Raw genomic sequence first — 11,580 nt, 5'->3', positions numbered from 1 at the left:
CCCCCCTCAAGATGAGATTTCCCAGTATGTAAGACCCCTTGTAGACGACGAGGTAGATAGGTTCGGGGTGGAAGCGCGGTAACGTGTGGAGCTGACGAATACTAATCGGTCGAGGGCTTATCCAATATGTTTATGAAGGTAACCACTTCGTAAACAAGCAGTTAAACAGCATTCAGCATGCTAAGTTTCGTATCCAGTTTTCAAGGTGCAAGTTACCCCTGTTTCAACACTCCGTTGAAGCAGGGGTGTTTGGTTTTATTTGAATCTGTTCAAAGAATGCAAGAAAAAGCGAGACAAGCCTGGCTCATTGTGCGTAGCAGGAGGTGTCTCGCTCGTTTATTTTCAGTAGACCGACTGCCCGATGTTTGCGGAACAGAAGGATGATTGTGAACCGGGGAAGAAGTATCCAGACATGAAAGAAGACGGCGAAGATGAACGTATGCGTATCGATCCAGGGATAAAGGCAGGCAAGCATCGCGAGTCCAATCCAGAATAGCTGAATGTGCGAGCGTCGGACTTTGGAGAGTGAGATGTGACTGAATGGAGCATAGCCGAACCAAGGCAAGCGGAAGGACCAGCGCCATGATCCCGGGATAAGGCTCTCTTTGGTTTGAAGGAGAATGCGCAGAAAAATCCCGTGAAAAATGGGAATTCCGAACAGAACCAAACCAAACGGCAGAGGGTCGGTAAGAAGCAGAGCATAAATCCAGGCGAGTATAGTCAGGAGCGCGAACAAGTATTGATGCCAGGGCTTATGATGGACTCGTTTCAGTAATCGGTAATTGTAAATGGTCGAATTTTTGGACAGTGTTCGTTCGCTGGTACTCGTTGTCATCATCGTTTCACCCAATAGACATAGTATTCGTTATCTCATTTATCGGCCGTTTGCCTAAAAATGTGAAGATATTCCGCACCGGATAAGCTCTACGAACATAAAAATAGTTTAAAGATGTTTATTCTTAAGAGAATCGGACATACTGATAGAAAAGAAGATTCGAGGTGAAGGCTGCATGGGCGAAGCGCTGCAGAACGAATGGACTCCTTCTTGCATGATTTGCGGGCAAATGAAAGAAAACGGCATCATGATTATATCAGAATTCATTTGTGAAGAGTGTGAGCAGGAAATGATCAATACGGACGTCAGCGATATCAAATATCCTTTTTTCATTCATCAGATGAAACAAATCTTATATAAAAAGAATGCGTAGCTTCAAGGTTTCAGCGTCAACTCCTTTTTCTCCCGTAGGGGATGGAAGAGGGGTTTTTAGTTTTCTTATCAATTTGGTACAATACGGCTAACCCGCCAAGCGGATGGAAACTAAGAAATGAGGATATTTGGCATGCATAGATGGTCGAGCCGTGCGCCTTTATTTGAAGCTATGCTGGCTTACTCACAGCACACAATGGGCCGGTTTCATGTACCGGGTCATAAGGCTCGTGCAGCGGCATTTGGCCCTGGCGCATCTTTTTACGAAAATGTACTGGCTTTGGATGTGACGGAGCTTCCGGGCCTGGACGATCTTCACCACCCTGAGGAAGCGATTGAGGAAGCACAGCACATGGCCGCTGTCTGCTTCGGGGCAGAGGAAACCTGGTTCCTCGTGAATGGCAGTACGGTCGGCAACCAGGCGATGATTGCAGCGGTCTGCCAGCCGGGAGATCTACTGCTTGTTCAGAGAGATGTCCATAAGTCGGTTATTCACGGATTAATGTTAGCAGGGGCACAGGCTGTATTCATTTATCCCCGAACGGATACACAGAGCGGACTACGGATAGGCGTATCCGCTGAGGATGTACAGGAAGCGCTCCGGCGTTATCCTGCGGCCAAGGGCCTCATCGTGACGAACCCGACTTATTACGGCATAGGGACCGATCTGAAGCCGCTAGCGAAGCTGCTGCATGATCAAGACAAGCTGTTGCTGGTGGATGAAGCTCATGGCGCCCACTATGGCTGGCATCCGCGGCTTCCGCAATCTGCGATGGCATGCGGAGCGGATGCGGCCGTGCAGTCTACCCATAAGATGCTGACCGCTCTGACGATGAGCTCCATGCTTCATGTACAAGGTCCGCGAATCAACCGGACAGCGCTGCGCCGCATCCTGGGGATGCTGCAAAGCTCCAGCCCGTCCTATCTGCTTATGGCCAGCTTGGATCTCGGCAGGCAGTATTTGCAGGAGCAGGGGACACAGGCGCTGGACGAAGGCCTGGCTATGCTGGATAGCTGGAATGTCCGGCTTGCAGCCAGACCGCGCTGGGGGAGCGCACGTCCGTCCAATGCTGAATACCGGATGGATCCTTTCAAATCAGTCCTGTATGACACAGAAGGAGTGCTGGACGGCTATCGCTTGAAAGCGGAGCTAGAGCGGTATGGCTGCTATCCCGAAATGGCCGATGCGGACCGGGTTGTACTGGCCTTCAGTCTCGCCAGCACGCTGGAGGATAGCGAGCGACTGATCGAAGCACTGGACCGGATTGAGGAGCAGCATCCGATCCCTATTTCTACCCGGAGGATAGAGTCTAGCCGTGTAGCCAATGAATGTGCAGCCGCAGCTGGCATGCCCATGAAGCTTTGGGTATCTGAGCCGGTTCCATTTGGAATAGGGAGTATTCATGACGACGACAAATCAACGATAGCTATCCCGTTGGACGAATGTGAGGGGTATACGGCAGCCGAGATGATCGTGCCCTACCCTCCGGGGATACCGGTGCTGTATCCAGGCGAACGGATTACTGCGGATACGGTGGCGGACTTGAGGCGGCTGGCGACTGCGGGAGCCAAGTTTCAAGGCCATAACGTTACGGAACGGGGTACGGTGCCTGTAAGGTTACCGCATCTGGAGAATCGGGATTGATAGAAACGCTTCATTACGTTCCATGGATAGGCATGTGCGGACAAACCATATATAATCAGAAGGAAGTGCTTCAACGAGGTTGGACCATCAACTTGTATACGAAGGAAAGGGGAATGGCATGGAGAAGGGGTTGTTTTTGACATTTGAAGGCGGTGAGGGTGCCGGTAAGTCAACGATCATCCAAATGCTGCTGAAGGACTTGGAAGCTGCTGGCCTCCAGGTCATGTACACGAGAGAACCAGGCGGCATCGATATAGCCGAACAGATCAGATCGGTCATCCTTAGCACGGCAAATGTCAACATGGATGGACGAACGGAAGCGCTGTTGTATGCCGCAGCCCGCCGGCAGCATTTGGTGGAGAAGGTGATTCCGGCGTTGGAGCAGGGCGCCATCATCTTGTGCGACCGATTTGTTGACAGCAGCCTGGCTTATCAGGGATACGCGCGTGGTCTGGGTATCGAGGAAGTCCTGTCGATCAACCTGTTCGCTATTGACGGGCTGATGCCGGACCGCACCCTTTACTTGAAGGTAGATCCCGAGGTTGGATTGCAGCGGATCCAGGAGAATGAAACTCGGGAGGTCAACCGGCTGGATCTGGAGCATCTGGATTTTCACAGGCAGGTCTATGAAGGCTATGAGCTCTTATGCGAGCGATTTCCGGAACGGATTGTCAGCGTGGACGCGAACCGCTCACTGGATGAGGTTTTTATAGACGTACGGGACATCGTTCGCAGCCTATGTCTGCAGGTTCAGGGAGAATAATCATCTGTCTGTACTACACTGAACATCCTGCAGGATAGGCTATGCGCTCCTGAAAATAGGCTTTCGTGGAAAAATGATGAACCAAAAGCCTGCTTCGCGAGTATGATATCGGGAAGTTTAGCATTTCCGCCTACGTTTCCTCTATTAATGAAGGAATTTATCAGGCGCTTGTCAAATTATATAAGAGTAAGCGGAATCGTATCCTTGACAAAGGGGGCTGGATGTATGAAATTGGTGATTGCAGTCGTCCAGGATAAAGATAGCAACCGGTTGTCCAACGCATTGATTAAAGAGGGTTTTCGTGCAACCAAGCTGGCAAGTACAGGCGGATTTCTTCGTGCAGGCAATACGACGTTTATGATAGGTACGGAAAATGAGCGCGTGAGCGAAGCGCTTCAGGTAATCAAGGCGAACTGCAAGATTCGCGAGCAGATGGTGACTCCAGTTTCTCCGATGGGCGGGACGACGGATTCCTACATTCCGTTTCCGGTCGAGGTTCAGGTTGGGGGAGCAGCGGTATTCGTGCTTCCGGTCGAGCGTTTCGAACATTTTTAGAGAAGAGGTCGAGGTTGCGTGAAAATCAACCCGGGTTGGCGTCCCATCGGCAATGAGCTGATACGCAGCGAGAATTCATCCTCCCAACAGCTTCAGCAAAAGTCATTTCAGGATATGATGCAGGTTCAGGATCAGCGGGCCACCCGGGAGCAGCTTCAACGCATGCTTGACCAGATTGACCAGCAGGGACAGCGGCTTGCGAAGTCGATGACGGTGCGTGAGCTTCGCCAATACAAGCTGATGATTAAAAGCTTCCTGGAGGAGACGGCGCGCCGCGGCGTTCAGCTCCGGGAGACGAGAGGCTGGGACCGCCGCGGCCGCTCTAAGCGCTACAAGCTGCTGGAAGAGCTGGATGCCGAGCTGCTCGGACTTGCAGACGATCTGCTGGAGAGCGAGCAGGGGCGGATTGAGCTGCTGCAGAAAATTGGAGAAATACGCGGAATGCTGATCAATCTGTTTTTCTGAGAACAGGTCGCCCAGCCTTCGCTTGGGATAAAGGAAAGGAACTTGAAGCATCATGTCTTTTCAATCGATCGTCGGACAAGAACGCGTCAAGCAGATGCTGCAGACCAGCATACGGACGGACAAAGTGTCCCATGCTTATATATTTACAGGCCCTAGTGGCTCCGGCCGCCGTGAGATGGCGAAGGCGTTCGCCATGGCGATGTACTGCAAGGTACTGCCCGATGATGCCTGCGGGGAATGCCTGGACTGCCGGAAGGTCGAGCATGGTAACCATCCTGATCTTCACTGGGTGAAGCCGGACGGCGCCTCGATCAAAATTGAGCAAATCCGTGAGCTGCAAAAGCAGTTCGCTTACCGGTCAACGGCATCGGGCCTCAAGATGTATGTACTGGAGTCAGCCGACCGGATGACGACACAGGCTGCCAACAGCCTATTGAAGTTTCTTGAGGAGCCAGCCTCACATGTAGTGGCGGTGCTGATCACGGATAATGGACAAGCTCTGCTGCCTACGATCCGTTCGCGGGCGCAGTGGGTTCCCTTCCTGCCGATGGCCCGCAATCGGATGAAGGAGCTGCTGCTGGCAGAAGGGCAATCGCCGCTGCTCGTACAGGCTGCGGTTCATCTGGCTGCAGGTCCGGAAGCGGCTAGAGAAATGATTCAAGGAAATGGGTTTGCAGAAATTCGAAACCTAGTGATACAATTAGCAAGAGAGAGCTTGTCCCGCTTGCCTTCCGCACTGCTGCTCTCCCAGCAGAAACTGACGAAGGGCGAGCTGAGTGACAAAATTGGGCTTTGGCTGGATATGCTGATTCTGTGGCTGAAGGACATGGTGCAGCTCGGAACAGGACATCAGCAAGAGCTCGTGTTCTCGGATCAGCTTGATTGGATGGCCAGGGAGGCGCTTAGCCGACCGCCTGTGCATTGGATCACTTGTCTGGAGCAAGCGGTCGAGACGCAAAAAAGATTGCGGTTTAATGCCAATCCCCAGCTCACGCTGGAACATATATTGATACAGCTTAAGGGGGTGTAGGATTGTTCTCCGTTGTAGGGGTCCGCTTCAAGAAAGCGGGAAAGATCTATTATTTCGACCCCAGTGACCTGCCGGTAGATCCGGATAGCTCGGTTATCGTGGAAACAGCCCGTGGGGTTGAATATGGAAAAGTTGTTATTGGACGCAGGACGGTAGGAGAAAGCGACGTTGTACTGCCCCTGAAGAAGGTGATCCGGATCGCCGATCATCAGGACGCGCAGCTTGTCGAGGATAACAAGCAGGCGGCAAAGAATGCCTTTTCCGTTTGTCAGGAGAAGATTAAGGATCATCAGCTCCGGATGAAGCTGGTTGATGTTGAATATACATTTGATCGCAACAAGATTATTTTTTACTTTACGGCCGAGGGGCGAGTCGATTTTCGGGAACTGGTCAAGGACTTGGCAAGCGTGTTCCGAACCCGGATCGAGCTTCGTCAGATCGGCGTCCGGGATGAGGCCAAGATGCTCGGCGGTATTGGGCCGTGCGGCCGGATTCTGTGCTGCTCCTCCTTCCTGGGGGATTTCGAGCCGGTCTCCATCAAGATGGCCAAGGATCAGAACCTATCACTCAATCCGACCAAAATCTCGGGACTGTGCGGCCGGTTGATGTGCTGCTTGAAATATGAGCATGATAACTATGAAAGTGCGAAGGACGATCTTCCTCGCGTCGGCAGCGAAGTGGTAACCTCATTCGGCAACGGCCGTCTGATTTCCCTCAATATCGGGGAGCGCATGGCGAAGGTTCAAGTCTTTGATTTGAAAAAAGTGATGGATCTTCCATTGGACGATGTGGTGGAGCATCATTAAGCAAGCACTAGGCAGTAGGTGAACGGCTCCAGCGGAGTAGAGGTGATGGCAATCGTGGTGAAACGGGATATATTCGTGCAAATTGATCAAATGGAAGAGCAAGTCGGCTCCTTCTATGCGGAGCTGGGGCAGATCAAGCAGCAAATCATCGAGCTGCTCGAAGAAAACAAGCGGCTGAGTATAGAAAACAGCCAGCTGCGCAAGCTGTTGAAGAAAGAGGCGGACCCGGCTGCTCCGGCACTGGCCACCTATCATCATGTGCTGGCGACTCCGAAGGAATTTGCCGGCGAAGGGCTGGATAATCTGGCTAGGATTTATCATGAGGGATTTCATATTTGCAATGTGAATTACGGACATCTGCGCACAGAAGGCGATTGCTTGTTCTGCATGTCGTTTTTGAATAAATAAGAAGGCCAGCCGTAGGGAGGAGTTACTTCTCTACGGTTTTTTTGGAAGCAAAGAGGAGTTGTCGAAGTGGAAGCTGTACCTGTTCATGACCGCGAGCGAGTGGATGATCTGCTTACTCAAGATTTAAAAATTATACAGAGCGATGATGTATTCAGCTTTTCACTGGATGCGGTGCTGCTGGCCCGTTTCTGCTCGATTCCCCAGCGGGGCCGGATCATGGATCTGTGTACCGGCAACGGGGTGATTCCGTTGTTGTTGACGACACGTACCAAGGCGCATATTACCGCTATTGAGATTCAGGACAAGCTGGCGGATATGGCGCAGCGCAATGTGAAGCTCAATCGGTTGGACGAGCAGATTGAGATCCGGCACGGAGATCTGCGCCAGGCGCTCGATCAGATCGGTCACGGCCTGTTCGATGCGCTGACCGTTAATCCGCCGTATCTCCCCGTTGTGAATGGGGACCAGAACAGCAACGAACACTTCGCTGCAGCACGGCATGAGCTGTTCTGCACGCTGGAGGATGTTATCCGCATCAGCAGCAGGCTCGTCCGCACCGGAGGCAAGGTGGCGATGGTGCACCGCCCGAGCCGGCTGGTGGAGATTTGCGCCTTGATGCGGCAGTACCGGATCGAGCCGAAGCGGATTCGCTTCGTCCATCCCCGTGCAGACCAGGAAGCGAATATGGTGCTTATCGACGGACTCCGAGACGGCAAGCCGGAGCTGCGCACCCTGCCTCCGCTCATTGTATACAAAAACCAGACGGAGTACACCGACGAGCTCGCCGATGTGTACTTCGGCCGCAGGCTAACCTTGGATCATGATCCTGATTCTTACTAAGCGAAGGATACGATAAGCGTGAACATTCAAAAAAGCTATAGCAACGAACAAGCCTCCGGCAAGCTGTACCTGGTGGGAACACCGATCGGCAATCTGGAGGATATCACCTACCGGGCGGTACGCACCCTGCGCGAGGTCAAATGGATTGCGGCCGAGGATACGAGGCAGACGCGCAAGCTGCTCTCTCACTTCGAGATCGGGACCCGGCTTGTCAGCTACCATGAGCATAATAAGCAGGCAAGCGGCCCGGAGCTGATCCGGCTGATTCAGGCTGGTGATGATATCGCGCTCGTCAGCGATGCTGGCCTGCCGGCGATCTGCGATCCCGGGTTCGAGCTGGTGCAGCTGGCCATCGAGGCGGACATTTCGGTAATCCCGATTCCGGGGGCGAATGCCGCTTTATCGGCTCTGATTATCTCCGGGCTGCCGACAGACCGCTTCACCTTCGTAGGGTTTCCTCCCCGCGAGGGCAAGCCCATGCAGCAGGAGCTGTCCAGCTGGAAGAAAGCCGGAGGAACGATCATGGGTTACGAGTCTCCGCACCGGATCGTCAAGACGTTAACGCGGATTGCGGAGGGCCTGGGAGCGGACACACCGCTCTGTCTCGTTCGGGAGCTGACCAAGAAGTATGAGGAGGCTATCCGAGGCACGATCGCGGAGTGTCTGGAGCATCTGGAGGCCCACCCTCCACAAGGAGAATATTGCTTCATCTTGAATGTGGAGGGGCAGGGCGATGAGGCAGACCAGCAGTCCGCGTGGTGGAGAGAGCTTACGTCTCAAGCGCATGTAGGGAAATATGAAGCGGACGGTTATGATCGTAAGGAAGCGATCAAGCTGGCGGCATTGGACCGGGGAGTTCCCAAGCGGGAGCTGTACAATGAGTTGCATCGCGATCGGTAAAGCTGCAAAAAAAATTCCCTGAACCCGGGAAAATCCAGGTTCAGGGAGTCAAGAGGAGATATGAAAAAGGTTAGAATTACCATAGTTAAATTTGCTATCTCTATTATAACCTATTTTTCTTATTTTGTCACAGGTATTGGCATTTCGGATAAACATTCGTGACAAACGATTTTTCCTTTAAAATAAGATACATTTTCAGCATTGCTACAGAAAATACAAGCAGGCTCATATTTCTTCAGCATGATGCGCTCGCCGTCAACATAAATTTCCAAAGCGTCCTTCTCGCCGATACCCAGCGTTCTGCGAAGCTCGATAGGAATAACAACACGACCCAGTTCGTCGACTTTTCTAACAATACCAGTAGATTTCATCATTTTAAAAATTCCCCTCTCCAAGAAGTCCACTTCATGTATTCGCATAGTGGAATGAAAAAATTATCGTCATGTTTCGACATATTCTTTATACATATGATACCAACCATTCCCAAAATAGTCAACCTAAAAAATACAATATTTCATGACAAATTATTGGCATATTTGATAGATTAAGAAGTGAATAAAGTTGAATTCCCTTGAATTGCTGCACTATAGCAAGTCTTTTGCGTCTTAATGAAAATATTTTGCATTCTGTTGCATGGCGGTTTTGCCTATGAAATTTGCCGTTATTTTTGGAAGAAACATGCGGACAAAATTCGACAAACGGTTCGAGATTTCAGAATCCTTGTCGAAATCCTAAAGTAATTCTAAAGGAGGAGCCTTATGAGTTATCTCTTGGAGGAAGAAAAAGTATTCAAGGACCCGGTCCATAAATACATCTATGTGCAGGATCAAACAATCTGGGATTTGATTAACACCCGTGAGTTCCAGCGCTTGCGCCGCATCCGTCAGCTCGGTACTTGCTTTCTGACCTTCCATGGAGCGGAGCATAGCCGGTTCTCCCATTCGCTTGGCGTCTACGAGGTGACGCGCAAGATTATTTCGCAGTTCGAACGCAATCAGTATGAGGATTGGCCCAAGGAAGAAAGGCTGCTGTGCCTCTGCGCGGCGCTGCTGCATGATGTGGGGCACGGTCCGTTCTCCCACTCGATCGAGAAGACGTTTGGTACCCATCATGAGGAGTGGTCCTGCCGCATCGTGCTGGGTGATACGGAGGTCAATGAGGTGCTGCGCCGCGTGTCGCCGACCTTCCCGCAAGAAGTAGCGGGTGTGATCGCCAAGACCTATCGCAGGGAAATCGTCGTCAGCTTGGTCTCGAGCCAATTGGATGCGGACCGGATGGATTATTTGCTGAGAGATGCGTATTTCACCGGGGTGAACTACGGAACCTTCGACCTGGAGCGGATTCTGCGGGTGATGCGTCCGTATCAGGGACATATCGTCGTCAAGGATAGCGGGATGCATGCGGTGGAAGATTACCTGATGTCACGTTATCAGATGTATTGGCAGGTATATTTCCATCCGGTTACCCGAAGCGCCGAAGTCGTGCTGAATAAAATTTTTCAAAGAGCGAGACATCTGTATGACGACGGCTTTGCCTTCCGCTCACTGCTGGCGCCGCTGCCGGCTTTGTTCCAGCGCAAGCTGACCTGCAGCGAATATTACTTGCTGGATGAAGCCTTCATGCAGACGACGCTGATGCAGTGGACCCTGGAAGACGATCCGATTTTGTCGGATTTATGCAGCCGGTTTCTGCAAAGGCGATTGTTCAAGTATGTAACGCTGGAGATGCTCGATGCAAGTATGCTGGAGCAGCTGCGAGAGCAGCTGGCAGCACTGGGTATAGACCCCGTCTACTACCTCGAGGTGGATTTCCCGTCCGATCAGTCCTATGATATATACCGGCCGGGCGAGCATGATGAGAAGCTTCCCATCCTGCTGCTCGATTCCAACGAACAGCTGACGGAAATATCGCGCAAATCCGAGATTGTCCGCTCCATAAGCGGCATCCAGATGGGAAAATACCACCTGTATTACCCAAGGGATCTGCTGGTGAAACATCTTCCGGAGCTGGATCCGGGCTTGCGGCGACTGTTTGCCTTGTAGCTGTTTCAGTTCCTTCTATATATTAAGAGAAAACGGACAAGCCAAAGGAGAATTATGCTATGCTGATCGACACGCACGCCCACCTCAATGCGCCCCAATTCGATGAAGACCGACACGAAGTGATTGCCCGTGCGAGGGACAACGGAATTGGTCGAATTGTGAATGTAGGCTTTAACCGCGAAACCATCCCTACTTCACTGGCGCTTGCGGAGCAGTATGACTTTATCTACTCGACGGTTGGATGGCATCCGACGGATGCGAAGGATATGACCGAAGAGGATCTGGCCTGGATCGAATCGCTGTGCAGCCATGACAAGGTTGTTGCCATCGGAGAGATCGGGCTGGATTATTATTGGGATACCTCACCGAAGGATGTCCAGGATCGCGTATTCCGCGATCAGATTCGCCTAGCCCGCAAGGTAGGTCTCCCGATTGCGATTCATAACCGCGATGCGCATCACGATGTCGTGCAGACCCTGCGGGAGGAACGAGCTTCCGAGGTCGGAGGTGTCATGCATTGCTACTCCGGTAGCTGGGAAACGGCCAAGCTGTGTCTGGATATGAATTTTTATATTTCATTCGGGGGGCCCGTGACGTTCAAAAATGCGCGCCAGCCCAAAGAGGTGCTGGAAAAGGTGCCGCTGGACCGTCTGCTGATCGAAACCGATGCCCCCTATCTGGCTCCGCATCCTTACCGGGGAAAGCGCAACGAGTCTGCTTATGTGCGTCTGGTCGCAGAGACAGCAGCGGAAATAAAAGGAATTTCCTTAGAAGAATTGGCTGAGATCACGAGTCGGAATGCGATGGAGCTTTTTAGGATTTCATAGGGCCATTTCCCCATGGAAAGCGCACCCAAAAATGAAGTTCCGAATAACGAATCAAGAAAACGAAAGGAAATTGATGCTAAGACTACGTCCGG

General features: G+C 51.8%; 14 protein-coding genes and 1 rRNA gene. 13 read left to right on the top strand and 2 right to left on the bottom strand.

Going from position 1 to position 11,580, the window contains the following annotated elements; genetic code table 11:
* Positions 1 to 125: ribosomal RNA gene (locus WMW72_RS34735) — 23S ribosomal RNA — on the top strand; the annotation flags it as partial.
* Between the two features lie 179 nt (positions 126 to 304).
* Here WMW72_RS34735 and WMW72_RS34730 read toward each other — a convergent pair.
* Positions 305 to 850 carry a hypothetical protein gene (locus WMW72_RS34730; protein ID WP_341420168.1) on the bottom strand — a complete coding sequence of 182 codons (546 nt, stop codon included), beginning with the start codon at positions 848 to 850 and terminating at the stop codon, positions 305 to 307.
* 160 nt (positions 851 to 1,010) lie between these two features.
* On the opposite strand from WMW72_RS34730, the gene WMW72_RS34725 reads away from it, so the two are divergent.
* From WMW72_RS34725 to rsmI, 10 genes are all read left to right on the top strand, one after another.
* Complete coding sequence (locus WMW72_RS34725) at positions 1,011 to 1,208, top strand: sigma factor G inhibitor Gin (protein ID WP_341420167.1); 198 nt, start codon at positions 1,011 to 1,013, stop codon at positions 1,206 to 1,208.
* A gap of 132 nt (positions 1,209 to 1,340) precedes the next feature.
* Positions 1,341 to 2,852 carry an aminotransferase class I/II-fold pyridoxal phosphate-dependent enzyme gene (locus WMW72_RS34720; protein WP_341420166.1) on the top strand — a complete coding sequence of 504 codons (1,512 nt, stop codon included), beginning with the start codon at positions 1,341 to 1,343 and terminating at the stop codon, positions 2,850 to 2,852.
* A 118-nt stretch (positions 2,853 to 2,970) separates the two neighbouring features.
* Positions 2,971 to 3,615 carry a dTMP kinase gene (gene tmk, locus WMW72_RS34715; protein ID WP_341420174.1) on the top strand — a complete coding sequence of 215 codons (645 nt, stop codon included), beginning with the start codon at positions 2,971 to 2,973 and terminating at the stop codon, positions 3,613 to 3,615.
* A gap of 225 nt (positions 3,616 to 3,840) precedes the next feature.
* Positions 3,841 to 4,170, top strand: a complete 330-nt coding sequence (locus WMW72_RS34710; protein WP_072337928.1) for a cyclic-di-AMP receptor — start codon at positions 3,841 to 3,843, stop codon at positions 4,168 to 4,170.
* 18 nt (positions 4,171 to 4,188) lie between these two features.
* The gene (locus WMW72_RS34705; RefSeq protein ID WP_341420165.1) at positions 4,189 to 4,635 is read left to right on the top strand and encodes a YaaR family protein; all 447 of its coding nucleotides are present in this window, start codon (positions 4,189 to 4,191) and stop codon (positions 4,633 to 4,635) included.
* Between the two features lie 52 nt (positions 4,636 to 4,687).
* A complete protein-coding gene (holB, locus tag WMW72_RS34700; RefSeq protein WP_341420164.1) occupies positions 4,688 to 5,665 on the top strand; it encodes a DNA polymerase III subunit delta' in 978 nt (325 codons plus the stop codon).
* A gap of 2 nt (positions 5,666 to 5,667) precedes the next feature.
* A complete protein-coding gene (locus WMW72_RS34695; protein WP_341420163.1) occupies positions 5,668 to 6,471 on the top strand; it encodes a PSP1 domain-containing protein in 804 nt (267 codons plus the stop codon).
* A 54-nt stretch (positions 6,472 to 6,525) separates the two neighbouring features.
* Positions 6,526 to 6,879: a DNA replication initiation control protein YabA gene (yabA, locus tag WMW72_RS34690; protein WP_341420173.1), complete on the top strand. Its 354-nt coding sequence runs from the start codon at positions 6,526 to 6,528 to the stop codon at positions 6,877 to 6,879.
* A 66-nt stretch (positions 6,880 to 6,945) separates the two neighbouring features.
* Positions 6,946 to 7,719, top strand: a complete 774-nt coding sequence (locus WMW72_RS34685; protein WP_341420162.1) for a tRNA1(Val) (adenine(37)-N6)-methyltransferase — start codon at positions 6,946 to 6,948, stop codon at positions 7,717 to 7,719.
* 12 nt (positions 7,720 to 7,731) lie between these two features.
* The gene (gene rsmI / locus WMW72_RS34680; RefSeq protein WP_341420172.1) at positions 7,732 to 8,619 is read left to right on the top strand and encodes a 16S rRNA (cytidine(1402)-2'-O)-methyltransferase; all 888 of its coding nucleotides are present in this window, start codon (positions 7,732 to 7,734) and stop codon (positions 8,617 to 8,619) included.
* Between the two features lie 119 nt (positions 8,620 to 8,738).
* Here rsmI and WMW72_RS34675 read toward each other — a convergent pair whose 3' ends face one another.
* The gene (locus WMW72_RS34675) at positions 8,739 to 8,993 is read right to left on the bottom strand and encodes an AbrB/MazE/SpoVT family DNA-binding domain-containing protein (protein ID WP_072337934.1); all 255 of its coding nucleotides are present in this window, start codon (positions 8,991 to 8,993) and stop codon (positions 8,739 to 8,741) included.
* A 384-nt stretch (positions 8,994 to 9,377) separates the two neighbouring features.
* On the opposite strand from WMW72_RS34675, the gene WMW72_RS34670 reads away from it, so the two are divergent.
* Together WMW72_RS34670 and WMW72_RS34665 are read left to right on the top strand one after the other, a co-directional pair.
* The gene (locus WMW72_RS34670) at positions 9,378 to 10,661 is read left to right on the top strand and encodes an HD domain-containing protein (protein ID WP_341420161.1); all 1,284 of its coding nucleotides are present in this window, start codon (positions 9,378 to 9,380) and stop codon (positions 10,659 to 10,661) included.
* 59 nt (positions 10,662 to 10,720) lie between these two features.
* Entirely contained in the window at positions 10,721 to 11,488 is a 768-nt protein-coding gene (locus tag WMW72_RS34665; protein ID WP_341420160.1) for a TatD family hydrolase, read from the top strand.
* The last annotated feature ends 92 nt before the right edge of the window (positions 11,489 to 11,580 follow it).

The sequence above is a fragment of the Paenibacillus filicis genome (genome assembly GCF_038070315.1).
GTDB lineage: Bacteria > Bacillota > Bacilli > Paenibacillales > NBRC-103111 > Paenibacillus_G > Paenibacillus_G filicis.
Note: the sequence above shows the minus strand (reverse complement) of the source record. Positions and strands in the feature narration are given on the sequence as shown.

Excerpts from the sequence above, each read along its gene's own strand:
- holB (WP_341420164.1), top strand. The coding sequence starts at position 4,688 with ATGTCTTTTCAATCGATCGTCGGACAAGAACGCGTCAAGCAGATGCTG.
- WMW72_RS34725 (WP_341420167.1), top strand. The coding sequence starts at position 1,011 with ATGGGCGAAGCGCTGCAGAACGAATGGACTCCTTCTTGCATGATTTGC.
- WMW72_RS34710 (WP_072337928.1), top strand. The coding sequence starts at position 3,841 with ATGAAATTGGTGATTGCAGTCGTCCAGGATAAAGATAGCAACCGGTTG.
- WMW72_RS34675 (WP_072337934.1), bottom strand. The coding sequence starts at position 8,993 with ATGATGAAATCTACTGGTATTGTTAGAAAAGTCGACGAACTGGGTCGT.
- tmk (WP_341420174.1), top strand. The coding sequence starts at position 2,971 with ATGGAGAAGGGGTTGTTTTTGACATTTGAAGGCGGTGAGGGTGCCGGT.
- WMW72_RS34670 (WP_341420161.1), top strand. The coding sequence starts at position 9,378 with ATGAGTTATCTCTTGGAGGAAGAAAAAGTATTCAAGGACCCGGTCCAT.
- WMW72_RS34720 (WP_341420166.1), top strand. The coding sequence starts at position 1,341 with ATGCATAGATGGTCGAGCCGTGCGCCTTTATTTGAAGCTATGCTGGCT.
- WMW72_RS34665 (WP_341420160.1), top strand. The coding sequence starts at position 10,721 with ATGCTGATCGACACGCACGCCCACCTCAATGCGCCCCAATTCGATGAA.